The sequence below is a fragment of the Pseudomonas sp. XS1P51 genome (genome assembly GCF_054897845.1).
The window spans coordinates 1,290,297-1,308,711 of the sequence record NZ_CM142707.1 but is presented as its reverse complement, the minus strand read 5'-3'; the positions used below and the strand labels follow the sequence as shown (position 1 = coordinate 1,308,711).

The 18,415-nt window shown below is 61.8% G+C and carries 9 protein-coding genes; 5 read left to right on the top strand and 4 right to left on the bottom strand.

Annotated features, from left to right (window positions below):
• Window position 1: 1 nt before the first annotated feature.
• The 5 genes from ACYZUD_RS06110 to ACYZUD_RS06090 are packed head-to-tail and all read left to right on the top strand — an operon-like array spanning window position 2 to window position 5,882.
• Entirely contained in the window at window positions 2-946 is a 945-nt protein-coding gene (locus ACYZUD_RS06110) for a DUF58 domain-containing protein (RefSeq protein ID WP_462023101.1), read from the top strand.
• Window positions 943-1,437, top strand: a complete 495-nt coding sequence (locus ACYZUD_RS06105) for a DUF4381 domain-containing protein (protein WP_462023100.1) — start codon at window positions 943-945, stop codon at window positions 1,435-1,437. The genes ACYZUD_RS06110 and ACYZUD_RS06105 overlap by 4 nt, the downstream gene beginning before the upstream one ends.
• On the top strand, window positions 1,430-2,509 hold the full coding sequence (locus ACYZUD_RS06100; protein ID WP_462023099.1) for a vWA domain-containing protein: 1,080 nt from the start codon (window positions 1,430-1,432) through the stop codon (window positions 2,507-2,509). The genes ACYZUD_RS06105 and ACYZUD_RS06100 overlap by 8 nt, the downstream gene beginning before the upstream one ends.
• Window positions 2,506-4,245, top strand: a complete 1,740-nt coding sequence (locus ACYZUD_RS06095; protein ID WP_462023098.1) for a tetratricopeptide repeat protein — start codon at window positions 2,506-2,508, stop codon at window positions 4,243-4,245. The genes ACYZUD_RS06100 and ACYZUD_RS06095 overlap by 4 nt, the downstream gene beginning before the upstream one ends.
• Window positions 4,242-5,882, top strand: coding sequence for a BatD family protein (locus ACYZUD_RS06090; protein WP_462023097.1), 1,641 nt, complete (start codon window positions 4,242-4,244; stop codon window positions 5,880-5,882). The genes ACYZUD_RS06095 and ACYZUD_RS06090 overlap by 4 nt, the downstream gene beginning before the upstream one ends.
• Window positions 5,883-5,951: 69 nt before the next feature.
• Here the strand turns inward: ACYZUD_RS06090 and ACYZUD_RS06085 are convergent, their stop codons facing one another.
• The 4 genes from ACYZUD_RS06085 to ACYZUD_RS06070 are packed head-to-tail and all read right to left on the bottom strand — an operon-like array spanning window position 5,952 to window position 18,389.
• Window positions 5,952-7,556 (bottom strand): ATP-binding cassette domain-containing protein, encoded by a 1,605-nt coding sequence (locus ACYZUD_RS06085; protein WP_462023096.1) that lies wholly within the window; start codon window positions 7,554-7,556, stop codon window positions 5,952-5,954.
• A complete protein-coding gene (locus ACYZUD_RS06080) occupies window positions 7,553-8,359 on the bottom strand; it encodes a 4'-phosphopantetheinyl transferase family protein (protein WP_462023095.1) in 807 nt (268 codons plus the stop codon). Before ACYZUD_RS06080 ends, ACYZUD_RS06085 begins: the two co-directional genes overlap by 4 nt.
• Window positions 8,356-11,121 carry an alpha/beta fold hydrolase gene (locus ACYZUD_RS06075; protein WP_462023094.1) on the bottom strand — a complete coding sequence of 922 codons (2,766 nt, stop codon included), beginning with the start codon at window positions 11,119-11,121 and terminating at the stop codon, window positions 8,356-8,358. Before ACYZUD_RS06075 ends, ACYZUD_RS06080 begins: the two co-directional genes overlap by 4 nt.
• Window positions 11,122-11,138: 17 nt before the next feature.
• A complete protein-coding gene (locus ACYZUD_RS06070; RefSeq protein ID WP_462023093.1) occupies window positions 11,139-18,389 on the bottom strand; it encodes an SDR family NAD(P)-dependent oxidoreductase in 7,251 nt (2,416 codons plus the stop codon).
• Window positions 18,390-18,415 lie beyond the last annotated feature (26 nt).

Here is an 18,415-nt window from a genome sequence, read left to right as displayed (position 1 = left end):
GATGAACGCCCTCCTGCCGCCCGAGCCGGGCATCCGTGTCAGCCTCGCCGAGCTGATCGAGATGCGCCATCGCGTGCGTGAAGTGCGGTTGTTTTCCACGCCGAGCCAGCGCAGCCCGCTGATCGGCCTGCACCACTCCAAGCTACGTGGCCGCGGCGTGGATTTCGATCAGGTGCGGGTCTATCAGGCCGGCGACGACGTGCGGACCATCGACTGGCGCGTCACGGCCCGCACGCAGGAGCCGCACACCAAGCTGTTCCACGAAGAACGCGAACGACCGATTTTCATCATGGTCGAGCAAAGCCGTCGGCTGTTTTTCGGCTCCGGACTGATGTTCAAATCGGTCCTCGCCGCCCAGGCCGCGAGCCTGATCGGCTGGGCGGCGCTCGGGCATAATGATCGGGTGGGCGGGTTGGTGTTCGGCGACAACGAGCATTACGAGATCAAACCCCGGCGCAGCAAACAGAGCCTGCTGCAATTGCTCAACCGCCTGGTGCGGGTCAATCAGTCGCTGCACACCGAAAGCGAACCGGACCGCGACGCCTTCGGCATTGCCCTGCGCCGTGCCCGTGAGGTGCTACGCCCCGGCAGCCTGGTGATCGTGATCTGCGACGAACGCGCGCTGACCGAGGGTGCCGAACAACAGTTGAGCCTGTTGTCGCGCCATTGCGACCTGTTGCTGCTGCCGGTGTCCGACCCGCTGGATCACGCCCTGCCCGCCGCCGGGCTTTTGCGTTTTGCCGAACGCGGCGCGCAACTGGAACTCGACACCCTGAATTTCGACCTGCGCCAGACGTACCGCGCCCAGGCCGAAGCGCGCATCGCCCGCTGGGAACTGCTCGCACAGAAGCTGCGGGTGTTGCTGATGCCACTGAGCACCCAGAGCGAGATGGTCGAACAACTGCGCGAATACCTGAACCCACAGAAACCGGGGAAAGGTCGATGAGCAGCCTCGATCAACTGCAACCGCTGATTTCCCCGCCGCCCATCGGTTTCTGGCCAGTGGCGCCGGGTTGGTGGCTATTGCTGTTGTTGCTGCCGCTGATCGGCTTCGGCCTCTGGAAGGCGCGGAAACTCCTGCCGAACAAGCGCCCGATCGTGCGCGCCGAACAACCGCTGGACCCGGTGCGCCTGGCTGCGCTGGCCGAACTGGCGCTGATGCCCAAACCCTACGACGGCGCGCCGGCCGGTGCCTGGCTGCAGCAACTCAACGGTTTGCTCAAGCGCCTGTGCCGCAACCATTACCCCTACAGCCAGAGTCACACCCTGAACGGGCGCAAATGGCTGGCGTTTCTCGACAACCGTTGCCCGGCCGCTGGCCTGACGCGCTGGATGGTGCTGGTCGAAGGCGCCTACAAACCCGAATGCAAACTCGACGACAAAGCCATCGCCGGCCTGACCCAAGCCGTCGACACCTGGATTCGCAAACATGTTTGAGTTCGCCTGGCCGTGGATCTTCGCCCTGCTGCCGCTGCCCTGGCTGATGCGCCTCGTGTTGCCCGTGGCGGACAGTGGCGAACCGGCGCTCAAAGTCAGCTTCCTCAGCGACCTTGAAGGCCTGGCCCGACGGCGTGCCCGCGCCAACCTGCCGGCCTGGCGTCAGCAAGCGCCGTTCATGCTGTTGTGGTTGTTGTTGCTGATGGCCGCGGCGCGTCCGCAATGGCTGGGCGAACCCCTGCCGATTGCCGCCAGCGGCCGTGATTTGCTGGTGGCGGTGGATGTCTCCGGCTCCATGGATTTCCCGGACATGCAATGGCAGAACGATGACGTCAGCCGCCTCTCGCTGGTTCAGCATTTGCTCGGCGACTTCCTCGAAAAGCGCGAAGGCGACCGTGTCGGCCTGATCCTTTTTGGCAGTAGGGCTTACCTGCAAGCGCCGCTGACGTTCGACCGGCGCACCGTGCGTGTGTGGCTCGACGAAGCGCGGATTGGCATCGCCGGCAAGAATACCGCCATCGGCGATGCCATCGGCCTGGCACTCAAGCGCCTGCGCATGCGTCCGGCCCAGAGCCGTGTGCTGATCCTGGTCACCGATGGTGCCAACAACGGCGGCGAAATCGACCCGCTCACGGCGGCACGACTGGCGGCTAAAGAAGGCGTGAAAATCTACCCGATCGGCATCGGCGCTGATCCCGAGCAAAGCGGCACCCTCGGTTTCCTGGGCATCAACCCGAGCCTGGACCTCGACGAGCCTGCCTTGAAGGCCATCGCCGAAGCCACCGGCGGTCAATACTTCCGTGCCCGCGACGGCAAGGAACTGCAAACGATCAAGGACACCCTCGACCAACTGGAACCCGTGACCCAACAACCGACCCAGGCCCGCCCGGCCCAGGCGTTGTACCACTGGCCTTTGGCGATGGCGTTGTTGTTGAGCATGCTGCTGGTGGTGCGCGAGCGCTGGCCGGACAACCCGTTGCAGCGGCTGTTTACCAAGGATCTGTTCTTGCAAACGCAACTGCCTGACTGGCGCCAGCGGCTCAAACGCCTACGCCTGCGGAGGCGCCGATGAGTGCGCTCTGGCCGTACTGGTTCCGCCCCTGGTGGTTGCTGTTGTTGCCGTTGCTGGGCTGGTTGCTCTGGCAACTCTGGCACCGGCAGAAGCGCGCCGGGCGCTGGCAGATGATTCTGCCGCCGGCCTTTCACGCGGCGTTGCTCAGTGGCGGCAGCGGTCGTGACAGCAAACTGCCGTGGATCGCCTTGGGTGTGGCGTGGGTGCTGACCATTCTGGCGCTGCTGGGGCCGAGCTGGGAGCGTGTCGAGCAAACCAGTCAGAAACCGGCCGACCCGCTGGTGGTGATCCTGGAACTGACCCCGGAAATGCTCGCCACCGACGTTCAACCCAACCGCCTGGAACAAGCCCGGCGCAAGCTGTTCGACCTGCTGCAAAACCGCAGCGACGCCCAGACCGCCATCGTCGTCTACGCCGGCAGCGCTCACACGCTGGTGCCGCTGTCGGACGACCTCTCCACCAGTCGTAATCTGCTGGATGCGCTCAAGCCGTCGCTCATGCCCCAGGCCGGCCATCGCGCCGATCTCGCGGTGAGCAAGGCCCTTGCACTGCTCAATCAGGGCGCGCTGGGCGACGGCCGGATCCTGCTGATCGGTTCGTCCCTCACAGAACTGGAACGCCAGGGGATCAGTCAGGTGCTGGACGGCAAAGCGACGCAATTTCTGATGCTCGGTATCGGCACCGCCGAAGGCGCGCCGATCACTCAGGAGGACGGCAGTTTTCTGAAGGATGATCAAGGCGCGATTCTGGTGCCACACCTGGACGAACCCGGCCTGAAAGCCTTCGTCAACGATCGGGATGGACGCTATCGCCATGCGCGCCTGGACGATGCCGACCTGCGCGGCCTCGGCCTGCTCGACGGTCCACGCCATCTGCGCAACGACGGCCAGACCCTGCGCCTCGACACGTGGGCGGACCAGGGTTATTGGCTGTTGTTGCCGTTATTGCTACTGGCGGCCTGCGCCGGTCGTCGAGGCTGGTTGTTCTGCTTGCCGCTGCTGTTCCTGATGCCCCAAAAAAGCTACGCCTTCGACTTCGAAGACTTATGGCTGCGACCCGACCAGCAGGGTTTGCATTTGCTCAAACAGAAGCGCCCGGCCGAGGCCGCCCAGCATTTCGAAAACCCGCAATGGCAAGGTGTGGCGCTCTATGAAGCCGGCGACTACAGTGGCGCCGCCCAGCGGTTCGCCGAAGGCAATGACGCCCACGCCCACTACAATCGTGGCAATGCCTTGGCCAAAAGCGGGGAGCTGGAAGCCGCGCTGGACGCTTACGAGCAGGCGCTGGAACGTCAGCCGGATTTACGCCCGGCCCTGACCAACAAGGCCTTGGTGGAAGCGCTGCTCAAGCAGAAAAACACACCGAAGCCCGCTGAGCCGGACAAAACAGAAGGCAGCGAGGGCGAAACCGGCACGCCAGAACAGCCTCCCGGCGCAGCCACTCAACCGTCGAGCAAGGGCGATCCGAAAACCGATGCCCAGTCGACCTCGCCGGACACCGAAGCACCTGCCACCAGTGCGCCGCAACCCGGCAGCAATGAGGTCCCCGGCAGCGAACTGGGGGACGAGCAAAGCACCAAACCACCCTTGCGCCCGGCCAGCGACTCCATCGATGGCGAGCAGCGCCAGGCACTGGAGCAATGGCTGCGCAAGATTCCGGACGATCCGGGCGAATTGCTCAGACGCAAATTCTGGTACGAACAGCAACAACATCAGGATCAGGGAAAAACTCGATGAGCCGCTTCACCTCCTTCTTGCTCGCACTGCTGCTCTGGACCGCTCAGGCCCAGGCCGCAGGGCTGGTCGCCAGTGTGGATCGCAGTCGCCTGAACTCCGGCGAGACGGTCGAACTGATCCTGGAGTCCAACGACGTGACGCTGTTCGGCAAGCCTGACCTGACACCGCTGGAGCCACTGTTCGAAGTGCGCGGCACCCGCCAGGTCAACCAATTGACCACCATTAACGGCGACAACCGCGCCACCACCCGCTGGATCATCACCCTGCTGCCTCGCCAGAACGGCAGCGTGGTGATTCCGTCCCTGCAACTGGGTGACTTCCAGAGCCAGCCGATCACCGTACAAGTGGTCGAAAGCGAAACCCAGGACAGCACCAACAAACTGGCCCCGGTGTTCATCGACGCCAGCCTAGACCAGAACAGCGTGTATGTGCAGGCCCAGGCGATCCTGACCTTGCGCATTTACCATTCGGTGTCGCTGTACGACGACAGCAGCCTGACCCCGTTACAGATTCCCGATGCGCGCATCGAACAGCTGGGTGAGTCGCGCACTTACGAAAAAGACATCAATGGCCTGCGCCATGGCGTGATCGAGATGCGCTACGCGATCTACCCGCAACACAGCGGCCAATTGATCATTCCGGCGCAAATCTTCAGTGCCACGCTGGTGGACGCACAGCCCACCCAGGACGTCGAATCCCAGGTACCGAAATCCGGCAAACTGATGCGCGTCAGCTCGGCCGAGATCCCGTTGACGGTGAAGGCCAAACCCGCAACCTATCCCGCTGACGTGCCGTGGCTGCCGGCCCGCAGCCTGAGCCTGAGCGAAAGCTGGAACCCGGAACCGGATCACACTCAAGTAGGCGATTCCCTGACCCGCAGCCTGACCGTGAAGGCCGAAGGCCTGGCCAGTTCACAATTGCCACCGTTGCCGGCGACCGACGTCAATGGCCTGCGGCGTTACCCGGATCAACCAGTGCTGGGCAACCAGAACAGCGAGCGCGGCCTGATCGGCAGTCGCGAAGACCGTGAAGCCCTGGTGCCTACCCGCATGGGCTCAATCGAGTTGCCGGCGGTGGAAGTGGTCTGGTGGAACACCTTCGAGGATCACCTGGAACACAGCAGCCTGCCGGCCCGGACCCTGCAAGTGGCGAGCAATCCGAGCCTGGCGGTCGACACTCCGGCCGGCATGCCTCCAGTCATTTTCGCTGCCGACAACGAAGCCCTCTGGTGGTGGAAGCTCAGCACCGTCATTCTCGCCTGCACGACCTTGCTGGGCTTCGGTCTCTGGTGGCGCGCCCGCTGGCAACCGGCGATCCTGCGTGCGGCGCAGACCGGCCCGAGCCCGCGCACCGTGCTCGACGACCTCAAGCGCGCGTGCCAGGCCAACGATTCCCACGCCACCCGCCAGGCCCTCGACGCCTGGGCCCGGCAACAACCGGAAACCCTCGCCGACATGGCTGCACGATTTGTACCGTTGTCCGATGCGCTGGATGGTTTGAATGGGGCGCTGTACAGCGAAACTGGGCAGCATTGGCAAGGTGAGGATTTGTGGCGTGCGATTCGGGCCATTCCAATCGCCGAGCGGGTTCATGACCCGGTGGGCGACAGTGGCTTGCCGCCGCTTTATCCGAAATGATGCCGGCCGGGCTTAAGATTACAGGGCAAACCAGCGCCTTTGCCTGGGGCAAGGCGTCGCCGGTCATCATCACTTCCCGGACACCGACGGCTCGCTATCGAAATGAAACTCGGCGTCCATATGAATGGCCTGTAAAAAAGAGCTGTCGTGGGAGACCACTATTAATGCCCCTTGGTACTGATTAAGCATCTGCTCCAGCGCGACTCTACTGGGCAGATCCAAATGATTATCCGGTTCGTCCAGCAACAGCAATTGCGGTGGCCGCTGTGCATACAGCTGCGCAGCCAAGGCTATTTTCAGGCGTTCACCACCACTCAACTGACAGGTCTTAAGCATCGCACGATCCGTATCAATCCCCATCTGGGCCAGGCGGGTCCGCGCCTCGGCCTCAGGCAACTCCTGATTGCTCTCGTAGAGCCATTGCACCGCCGTGCGTTCGGGGAACTGCAACCCGGCGTGTTGGTCCAGCCAGCCGACATGGCAACTACGGATGAGTTCGCCTTCGCGCACAGGCAGTTGGCCGGCGATTACTCGCAACAGGGTCGACTTGCCGCTACCGTTGGCGCCCAGGATTGCCATGCGCATCGGCCCGGTCAGCGTCAGATTGACCGGCGCCGCATAACCGAACGGAAGAATGACGTCGTTGAGCTGCACAATCAGCTTGCCATTGGTCACTACGCTTTCCGGAGACAACATCATGCGTTGAATGTCCGGAGCACACCGCGCACGGGCCTCGGCGATCCGTTGTTGCTGCTGCTCCCGGGCCACCTGTTGATTGAGGCGCAATTTTCCCTGACTGTTTTCACTGCGCTCTTTTTGGGCGTTGGTGATCAGCTTGGTCTGATTGCCGTCACGGGCCTGACGGTCGCCGCGCGCATTACGCCGTTGCTGACGCTCCATCTGCACGACCCTCTCACGTTGCTCACGCTTGGCCTGCGCCCGCTCCCCTTGCAATGCCAACTGGAACGACTGCTGTTCCTGCTCGCGTGCCGCCGCATACTGACTGTAGTTGCCGCCATAAACCGCCAGCCCCAAGGGTGAAAGCTCGGCAATTTCGTTCACGTGCTCCAGAAGGCCCCGGTCGTGGCTGATCAACACCAGGCCGTTGGGCCAGCGATCGATCTGGTGCGCAAGCTTGTGTTGCTGATCAATATCCAGGTGGTTGCTGGGCTCATCCAGAATGAGCCAGTCGGCCCTGGATAACCACGCCCCCAGCAGCGCCACCCGTTGCCGTTCTCCACCACTGAGTGCGTCGGTGCGCGCGTCGGCATTCAAGTGACCCAGGCCGATCTGCTGCAGTTCCGCCTCAAGGCGTGTGGCGCAATCCCATTGGTCGACCGCCAGCGAATGGTCGTCATCGTCGACGCTGCCTTGGGCAATGCGCTCCAGCGCCGCCAGAATATGGTCGACCCCGGCCAGCGCGGCAACGCTGGGATAGCGCTCAGGTTCCAGCAACTGCGCCACGGCGTAAACCCGCCCTTCGCGACGGACGATGCCGCAGGTGGGCAGTTGCTCCCCCGTCAGGAGCCGGCCAAGCAAGGACTTACCACAGCCATTGGCGCCCACGATGCCGGTGGCTCTGGTACTGAAGGTGTGGTTCAAGTGATCGAACAACACGCGCCCGTCGGGCAGGTTGAACGACACTTGATCAAGTTGAAGTAACCGTTGAGTCATGACGCTTCCTTAAACAATCGGCCCGATAGGCACTGAACCACTCCCTGATGGTGCGCAACAGCACCCGGCGGATGGGCAATGACCGTGAACACGGCGCCAGCCCACATTTGAAAATGACCTTCGAGCAGCATGCCGGCCCTGATCGACGCCGAAAGATCTTGTATCACCCTCAACACCAGACGTCCCGAGGGCCAATGTACCTCGACCAGGCGCGCCGCATCGAAATCGAAATAGCGGCCAACCTGCGGATAAACGGCCTTGAACAGACTTTCCTTGGCGGAAAAAGCCAGGGTCAACATGTGCTCAAAAGGTCCCAGCATTCCAAGGTAGCGGGCTTCCCGGCGGTCGACGATGGTGGCGCTGATCCTGTCGGCGACCTCTGGTGCCAGCCAGTCCTCCAGGTCCAGGCCCAGCAGTCCGACCTCGCAAGACTTGGCCAGGCAACTGACGGCGATAGTCGATGTGTGACTGATGGAACCGACCCAACCGCTCGGCCATATCGGCTGACGATGCGCCCCTGAATGAACCTGCACCGGCGCGAGATTGCGCTTGGCCCACAGCTGCCGGCTCAGCCAGCGCCCCGCCAGGTATTCAGCCTGGCGGCTTGGCACAGCCCGGACAATGGCTGGCGGACAGTCGACACCCGCACGGATGTACAACCCAGGATCGAAGCGTTCCAGGTTGAAGCGCCCCGACACCGCCGTGACTGCCGCCAGGACCGTGTCTAGCGACTCGATGCCGGTGAGGAACCCGTCCAGTGCGCATTGGCCCAGGTCCTGTTGGGTACAGGTCGGGTTATTCAAGGTTGCCGAGCCTGTACAAAGTCGAGCAGCAGTTCATTGAAGCGCCGCCCGGCGGTCAACGGAATGAAATGTCCCTGATCGGCAAACACTTCCAGTCGGCTGTTGGGCAACTGCTGTAACAGCTTCACATCCGCTCCGGCGATGACCACATCCTGCTGACCATGAACAATCAACGTCCGCACAGCAATGCTGGGGAGTTGCGCACTAAAATCCAGTTGCACGAGCATCTGGTAGTAGCAGCTCAGCGTGCTCATCGACGCTCCGGCCCCGACCTGCTCGACGATGCCCTGCCGAGGTTCAAGCAAGATATCCAGGTAATCGGCATGGGTTTGCAGTTCAGCATTCAACTCGATGGTTTTGCCGAAGATATCATCGCCAAAACGTGCGGCGGTGCTGATCAGGATCATCGACTCGACCATTGCCGGGGCTCGGCGGCACAGCGCCAATGCGAGACAGCCGCCCAACGACCAGCCCACCACGGGGACGGGCCGGCCTTCGAGCTGTTCATTAATATAGGCCTCGATTTCCAGCACCAGCCCTTCCAGGCTAAAACGCCCCTCATCAAGCGGGGTCCCCTGATGACCGGGATACGACGGGATATGTAGGGCGAAACCCTGGCGCGTCAGGACATTGGCTTGTTGCATCCAGGCCTGCGCGCTCATGTTCAACGGTGGCAGCAGCACGATGGCGCGCCCTTGCCCTGTTTGTGTCCAGGTCATTGGCGTCCGGCCGACCGGCGCGACAGCATCCTCCCTGGAGGCGACTGGTGAAACGGGTTGTAGCCCCTCCAGTGCCTGGGCCAGTGCGGCAATGGACGGAAAATCGAAGACGTCATGAGGCTGCATTCGGCTGGCACCGGCACCCAATCGGCTCAACAGCTCAATCAACGAAATCGAATCGACCCCGTAATCGCGCAGCGAACGGCTGGTATCAATGTCGGCCTGATCGAAACCGAGTAAGCGCGCCAGATCAATTTTCAGCGTGTCCAGAACATTGCCTCGCCGCGGGCTCGATATCGCAACGGGTGCTTGGGCAGCGATCAGTTCGGTCCCCACCCAGTAGGACTTGCGATCAAACGGGTAACCCGGCAGTTCGATTCGCGGGTATCGAGCCGCGTGCTCGGTGCCGTACAGCGGCAGGTCGATACCCGCCAACCATCGCTGCAAGCGTTCGGTGAGCACGGCGTCGACCAGGCCCTCGACCTTTGAGCAGCCGACGTCGAGTTGCCCTGCCGGTGTCGCCAGCCATTGCTGCAATTGCGCCATCAGGGCCTCACGAGTCGAAGCCGTGACAGCCAGACGCAGACGGTACGGCTGGCTTCCTTTGCCAAGCGCCACGCTGAGCGCCACCAATTGATCGTCCGACAGCCCATCGAGAATTCCGAGCACCTGCCGGACACGCGCATGAAGGCTGGCAGAGGATTGTGCGCTGATCAAAAAAGCCCAGGGGCCCTGGCTGTTCTGCGGCTCAAGCTGGCGCCGTTCCGGCTTGCCGAGCACGAGGTGAGCGTTGCTGCCGGTAAAACCGAAGGCACTGACACAGGCATATGTCTTGTCGGACGGCCAGGGGACGGCCTGCTCGCTGACCTTGAACCGATCAAGGTCCAGCGCGCTATTGAGGGGACCCGCCAGAGGCTGGCCCGGAATAGTGCTGTGACGAAAGATCAGCAGGGTCTTGATCAAGCTGGCCAGCCCGGAACACACCAGCGTGTGGCCAATGACGCTTTTCGAGGCGCCCAGATAGACGTCGTAAGGTTGCGCCTGAGCACGAAAGCCATTCACCAGCCCCGCCACCTCAATCGAATCCCCCAGGCGTGTGCCCGTACCGTGGGCCTCGACGTAGCCGATACGCCCCACTTCAATCCCGCTACGCTCGTAGGAACCGGCGATCAACGCCGCTTGAGCCTGGCTGTTGGGCGCCATCATGCCATTGCTCATGCCGTCGTGATTCAGGCTGATCGCCTCGATGCTTGCCAGGACTTCCAGCCCCAGTTCCCAGGCCTTGCCGGCGTTCATCAACATGATTGCCGCCACGCCCTCGGCCGGGACGAAACCGTCGGCTTCGTCACCGAAGGCGTCACAGTGCCCCCGCGCCGACAACATGTTCGAGCGCTGGGCAAACTCGAATACCTCCGGTGTGGCAAACACCGAGACCCCGGCCACCAACGCAGCCTCGCATTCACCGGCACGCAGCTGTGAAACGGCAATCTGCAAGGCTGTCAATGACGATGAGCAAGCGGTATCAAGGCTCACCGAGGGGCCATGGAAATCGTAGAAATAAGACACTCTGCCCGCCAATGACGACGTAGCGTTGCCAAGAAAGCTGTGGCTGCTGAAAGCCGCTTCAGGCTCCTGGGCAAACAGAAACTTATAGTCCCCGGGCAGACCGGTGCAAAACACCCCGCACTGCAAGTCGCGCAAGGTCTGGATCGGCACACCGCAGTCATCCATCAGATGTTGCACGGTTTCCATCAGCAACCGTTGTTGCGGGTCCATGCAGCGCGCTTCGTTGGGCGAGATGCGGAAAAACCCCGCATCGAACTCGTCCACATGCGCCAGCAGGCCACCATGCACCGCCGTCCCGCGCAGAGACTCCCATCGCGTGACCGGGGCAACGCAACGCTGACCGGCCATCAGGTTCTGCCAATAGGCCGACAGTGACTCGCTGCCGGGCAGGCGACAAGCAGCCCCGACAATCACCACTTTTTCGGCCGGTTGCGGTTTCAGGTGTGCTGTCATGTTGTGTGTCTCGTCCGTGTGCATGTTCTGCTCCTGTGATTTCAGCGATTGCCCGGGTGAACCTGTGAATCATCGTCAAACCAATACCGGCGCGTATCGAAGGCATAACCGGGCAAATGGAGCCGGCCAGCCTGCGGGTACAAGGTCGACCATTGCACCGCCCCCCCATGCAGATACTGTTCGCGAAGGTCCGGCCATTGCCTGTCGATTTCGGCCGGCTCGGTGCCTCGTCCAACGTGGTGAACATCCGGTGTCTGCTCCGCGCGCAAGGCATGCAACAACGCATCGACGGTTGGAACGCTCCAGGCCAGGCGATATTCAAAATGCTCGCGCCCGGCCCCAAGGGTGAGCGCGATGTCAGCCAAAGCCTGTGACCGACCCAGTGGCGAATCAAGGTGACGGAACAAGGCTTCCTTCATTGCCAGCAGCGAGTTATGACTGCGCGCAGACAAGACGATCAGGTGCTCCTCGTGTGTCGACGACGTCTGTACGGCGAAGGCCGGTGGTTCGGACAGGACCACGTGAGCATTGGTCCCACCGAAACCGAACGAGCTGATACCGGCGACGCGATCGTGCCCCTCCCAAGGCGTATTGCGATCCAGCACCTGGAACGGCGAATGCTCGAAATCGATGTAAGGGTTGAGCGTGCGCAAATGCAGGTTGGCCGGCAGCACCCGGTGTTTGAAGGCCAGAATCACCTTGAATAGTGACGCAATGGCGGCAGCCGGTTCCAGATGACCGACATTGGTCTTGACCGAACCGAGCAAAACCGGCTGCGTCTGGCCTGGTGCCAGCGTGTGCCAGGCGCCCTTCAAGGCATCGATTTCCACCGGATCGCCCAAGCGGGTTCCCGTGCCGTGGGTTTCGATGTAACTGACTCGGGCTGCCAGCGGCGGCGTATAGGCGGCAAGCAACAGACGCTTCTGCGCGTTGGGGTTGGGCGCCGTCAGCGAGTTGGCCCGCCCGCCGTGATTCTCCTCGGCGGCCTCGATCACCGCATGAATGCTGTCGCCGTCGCGGCGAGCATCGACCAGACGCTTGAGCAACAGGCTGCCAACCCCCTCTGCACGAACGTAGCCATCGGCTTCGCTATCGAACGTGGCGCAACGAAAGTTCGGCGATAGCACGCCCATGCTCTGCGCCGCTTCGGTCATGTCGCTGTCGATCAACAAACTGACCGCCCCCGCCAGCGCGTAGTCGCACTCCCCCCGTTGCAGCGACATGACGGCACGGTTGACCGCCACCAATGCACTCGAACAGGCGGTATCGATGGACTGGCTCGGGCCTTCGAAATCGAACAGGTAGGACACCCGATTAGCCAGCATCGCATGGGCATTCCCGGTGGCGGCAAAGGGATGAAAACTCTGTCCGGAACGCTGCAGCAGAGTCTGGTAATCGCTGAATTGAACGCCAGCGAAAACCCCCACACGCTTGAGCGAAGACGGCGCGTAACCGGCATCTAGCAATGTGTTGTAGCACGCTTGCAAAAACAGTCGGTGTTGCGGGTCCATCAGCATCGCCTCGCGCGCCGATATCCCGAAAAAGCGAGCATCGAAGTGCCCGATCTCAGGGATGATCCCGGCATGGCGGGCCTTGTCGGGCCAGCGTTCCACTGCTTTGATCGCACTGCGATTGGCCATCAGCCCTTCCCAGAATCCGGCCAGGTCCTGGCCGCCGGGCAAGCGGCCGTCCATGCCGATGATCGCAATCCGTTGGTCATCGGCGCCTGCAGCGCCTGCAGCGCCGGCCGAAAGCGCCATTGGTGCCGACGATAGGTGTGCTTGCAGCTCCGGCGCCGAGACGGGAGCCGCCGCCTGCGCGCCCCGCTCATGCAGGTATTCGATCAACTGCGCGACTGAGTTGTAGGTGAACAGCGTGCTGGGGGCCATGGGCACCTTGAACTGTTCCTCAATGTCTTGCGCCAGTTGCTGCAACATGACCGAGTTCAAACCCAGGTCACCAAAACTGCATTGGTCATCAATATTCTGGGGGAGTAAACCGGTCAACGCACTCACCAGTGCCTTGAGCCGAAGCTTGAGTTGCTCCAGCGTAGCCGATTCGCTGATTGTTTTAGTGGCGTTCACTGCACCGGGTTTCAGCGCTGAGTGGCTGCGCAGTCCGTCGGGAGTGACACTGCGACGGATTTTCTCGCTGTCGCCTACAAACGGGGCAATCTGCGTCATGCTCCCGTCCACCCCATCAATCAGCCTCACCAACAGGTCGACGCCTGCGGCGGGGGTCAACGGCTGCATGCCGTAGTTATCGTGAAAATAGCGCCCAAGGGCGACCAGGACCGGGTCGTCGGTGCCTTGCCACAAAGGCCAATTCACCGACAGGCTCAAACCACACCGACGACCTCGGGTGACTTGCCGCTGACGACCGAAGGCGAACAGGTCCAGATAATGATTCGCCACGGCGTAATCGGCCTGGCCGACATTGCCGAACAATCCGGAGATCGAGGAAAACAACACGAAGAAATCCAACGCCACATCGGCGGTTGCATTATCGAGATGACGCGCTCCGTTGAGCTTCACGGCTATCACTTTCTGGAAGTCTTCCAGCTGTTTGTTGCGCAACAGCCCGTCGCAGATGATGCCGGCAGCATGCAGCACTCCGTGCAATGCACCATGTCGGGCAATGACCGACTTGATCAAATCATTCACTGCAACGCTGTCGCCGATGTCAGCGCTGATGTAGTCGACGTTCGCCGGTGCTGCCAGTCCGGCAAGTTTGTCTCGGGTTGCTTCCCCGGCGGCACTGCGACCGACCAGCACGACCGTGGCGTCGAACTGCCTGATCAAGCGCGCCGCGACGGCCAACCCGATCAGCCCCAGACCCCCGGTGATCAGGTAGACGCCCTTGTTACGAAAACGACTGCCGGCCGCCACAGGCCAAGGAACTTCACGAATGCGGGCCTGCCAGCGTTCACCGGCCACGTGCCGAGTGGCGTTGAAACCGTCAGCGACATTGGCCAGTTCACTCAGCACAGATACCAGCAGCTCAGGTACATGCTCGAAGTCCTGGGATGCAACGGTCATCGACAGCAGTTCGAATTCGGGTTGTTCCATTTGCAGCACGCGAAACAGTCGGCTCACGGCCCCGGCTGCGGGCATCGGCCACACCTCCAGGCCTTCTTCGTGGACAAACGCCATCCGGTATCGCGCCCCGGCAGCACTGATTGCCTTGGCCAGCGTGAACTGCCAGCGCGCCCATGCAGCCTGCATGTCTTCAGCGGAACTTTGCAGCAGATTGATCAGCCACGGTCGCAGCGATCCATCACCTGGGGCATAACGCTGCAAGACTTGTTGGCAATCGTCGATCGAATCGCTGCGCACTTGGGCGAAATGTTCGTCCAGACGCAGGCTGTCACCGAGTGTGACCACCACGATGTGCGGTTGGCCGATCAACGCCCGGGCCTGTGACGGGTTGCAAAAGACAATGGCGCCCTGCCCTCGCGCACCGCCCGATGCCTGAACGGGCTGGGATTCCCAAACGGCTTGAAAACACACGGGCACCGAGGCCTTCGCCAGCGCCGGAACGTCCTCGCCCTCAGGTTTGAGAAGGTCAGCGCCCGCCGGCCCGGAGGTAACGAGCTGGTCGTCCCAATACGATTGTTCTTCGAACGGATAATGCGGCAACGAGACCAGTCTGCGGCTGTCATGCAACGCCGCGAAATTCAGTGTTTCCCCCGCCAGATAGGACGCTTGAAGGGGCTGCAGGGTAGACCGCGATTGAGCCACGACAGACACGCCCGCTGCGGCATCCAGCAGCTGTTGCTTGAAGCGAGCCAGGCTGTCGCCAACGAAACAGGCACGGTGCCCAAAGTGTTCACGTGTGACGCCCAGGGTATAGGCAACCGCTGCTAGACTGGCCTGCGGATGTTTGTCGATCCAGGCGAGCAAATCGTTGATCCGGGCCTTCAACGCCAAGGGTGTGCGCGCCGAAACAGGCAACAAATATTCCGCCTGTGGCGCCGGCGCGAGCGGCGCATCGATGTACTGCTGAACGATGACATGCGCATTGGAGCCCCCGGCGCCGAACGAACTGAGCCCGGCCAGCAGCGGCGTGTCAGCGGTCCAGGGTTCGGTGGTCCGCGGCAAGCGCAAATCAGTGTCGCCCAGGTTCAACCAGGGGTTTTCGATTTCACAGTTGAGCGTCGGCACCCGCGACTGATGCTGGAACTGCAACAGGATTTTGACCAGGCCGGCCAGCCCGGCAGCCGATTCAAGGTGCCCGATATTGCTCTTGATCGAACCGATGCAGCGTCGCTCGCCCTGACGCGTGCCATAGGCCGCACTCAGTGCGTTGATCTCGATCGGATCGCCCAGTCGAGTGCCGGTGCCATGGGCTTCCACATAATCGATCTGGCTGGCGTCCACGCCGGCCTTGCTTAACGCCTGGCGTATGACCTTTTCCTGAGCTCTTGCCGAGGGCACGGTAAAACCGCTGGAGCGCCCGCCACTATTGAGCGCAGTGGCACGAATGACCCCGTGTATCCGGTCACCATTGGCTTGCGCCTGGGCCAGCGGCTTGAGCATCAGAGCGATAGCCCCCTCACCCGGCACATAACCGTCGGCTTCGATACCAAAGCTGTGGCAACGTCCGCTGGGGCTCAGGAAACGTCCCGCCGACAGCAGTTTGAACTTGCCCGGGTGAGGCATGATGTTGACCGCACCGACCAGCGCCTGGGTGCATTCGCCACTGCGCAGACTGTTGATCGCCAGATGCAGGGCAGTCAGCGACCCCGAACACATGGTATCGACACACAGGCTCGGCCCCTGGAGGTTAAAGGTGTACGAAATGCGGTTGGCGATCGAGGCAAATGAACTGCTGACTGCGTTGGCGGCGTTCAGGTTTTGATAATGGCCGAACATCGCAGCGGTGAAGACCCCGGTGTCCTCCAGCGGATCGGCAAAATGCCCGGCGTCTTCCAGGGCATGGTAGGCCATTTCCAGCAACCGCCGTTCCTGAGGATCAATACGCGCCGCCTCGATCGGGGTGATGGAAAAAAACGCCGGATCGAACTGTTTGGCTCGCCGCAGAAAACCGCCATGACGGCCGTAGCTCGCGCCCGGTTGTTTCGGGTCGGCTGAGTAATCGAGCTGCCAGTCCCAACGTTGCGCGGGGATGACGCTGATCGCCTCGGCCCCGGACTCAAGCAATACCCACAACTGGGCGAGGTTGTCCGCCCCCGGAAACTCGCCCGCCACGCCAACAATCGCGATGTCATCAGGCCGATAGTGAGCACTGAAACCCGAGGCAACATCGACCACGGGACTGACCGCCACCGTCGCCGTCACGGCGGCAGAAGTAACGCCCGGCACCGTCCGGGCCACTGCAGTGTCCAGCACGGCGGCAATCTGCGCCGGATAGCGATCTATCAGGAAACGCACCATCTGACTGATGCTCGAGTATTCAAACAACAGCGTCTTGCTGAAGCTGACCGGGGCCTGGGTCGACAAACGTCGAGCCAGTTCGGTGGCAATGTTGATACTGGCCACCGAATCCAGGCCACGCTGAAGCAGGTTATCGTCCAGCGACGGATCGGTTATCCCGCTGAAGCGCCGAACCACCTCTTGCACCCACTGTGTCAGACGGTCCTCAAAGTTGATGTGCGCGCCAGGCGTGGGCGCAATCGTCTCGATGGCCGGCAAAGGCCGGGACGGATCTGCCCCTTCACTGGCAAATGCCGCAGCGAGCGCCTGGGGCTGGGTGCCGAGCAAATACTCACTCAACGCCGTCACTGATGAGTAATCGAAAATCAGCGCCTTGCTCAGGGACACCGCGACTCCGCTACCGTTCAATCGATGCTCCAGGGCCGAGACAATGCTGATCAGCGTCGAAGACGTCACGCCCAACGCCACCAGCGATGCGTCATGTGCCACATCGCGTAAGCCGCTGAAGGTATAAACCAGTGAACCAATCCACTCACTGACCTGACTCAGGGATGGCAAGCTCACGGCCGCGGCTGCATCTTTTACGTCTTTCCCGCCACTGGAGGTGTTCAGTGCGCCGAGTACTGCGCGGCTACCTGCGAAGGCCACCAGACGCGGCGCGGCCTGGTCGAGGATGGTGCGCAATGCCGCCAAACCCTGCTCATCCGACAGGGGCAGTAACTCACTGCTCCCTTCAGCCATTTGCATGCCCTCGGAAGCCCACAATCCCCAGTTAATCGACTGCCAGCAAGCGCGACCGGCTGGCGCCTGGCGACTGACAAAATCGGTCAGCTCATCGATAAAACCATTTGCAGCGGCGTAGTCAGCCTGACCAACATTGCCCACCAGCCCACTGAGGGAACTGAAGTGGCATACAAAGCCTGGCTGTATCAATGAGTCCAGGGCCCAAAGATTCAAGCTGCCGGCAATCTTGGGCAGCAGCACCCGCTCTATATCTGCACTGTTTTTGTTGATCAGCAAGCGATCGGCCGTCGTACCTGCCAAGTGAAAAACGCCGTCGATCGCACCATAACGATCCTTGAAATGATTCAGTGCCCCCGCCAGTGCCTGCCGGTCCGCCACATCGGCCTGCACATAAGAGGTCACTCCGTGCGCCAGGAGCATGGCGCGTCGTTCGTCATCCACCGAGGATCGTCCGACCACACAGACCTTGGCCTGGTACTCACGAGCCAGCCACTGACAGAGCAGCCGCCCAACACCACCGCCGCCGCCCGTGACCACGTAACAACCGTTGTGTCGCAAGGTGGATCTCGGACTCGACTCAACAGGATTGCCCACTGGCTCAAGGTGCTCACGGGCCAGGGTTTGCCCGTCAAAGCGATGCCTTACGCCGGGCTGGTCCAACACAGTGGCAATCGCCTGGGTCAACCTCGACGTCAGCTCACCCTCAACAATTAGCGAGGCATAACTTAGGCGTGTCGTTTCCTGGCACGCGGACAACCCCAGGCCATCGAGCACACTGGCCGCCAAGGCGTCGCGACGACGTAGCCCCACCAGCGCGACGGCTCGGGATTGGCCGATCAGGCCTTGGAGCAACGCCCAAAAAACCTGCGCACATTGACTGACCGCGGGGTATTGCTCAATCGCTGTCGGGCATTCGCCAGACAATGCACAAAGGACGGTGTGCGCACGGCTCGCATCGAGGCGCGACAGGAGTTTTTCCAGTTCATCCGGCGCGGCCAGACGTTCAATGTCCATCTGAATGACCACCAGCCCAGCGGTGCTGCCCCAGCGTGCAAACTCATCACGGTCAGTCAACAGGACGCTGGTGCTCAACACTGAGTCAGAACCGGAAGCCATCGGTGTAGGGACGAAATGACGCTTGAAAATATCCATATCAAAGAATCTCTCGGGTAAGCATC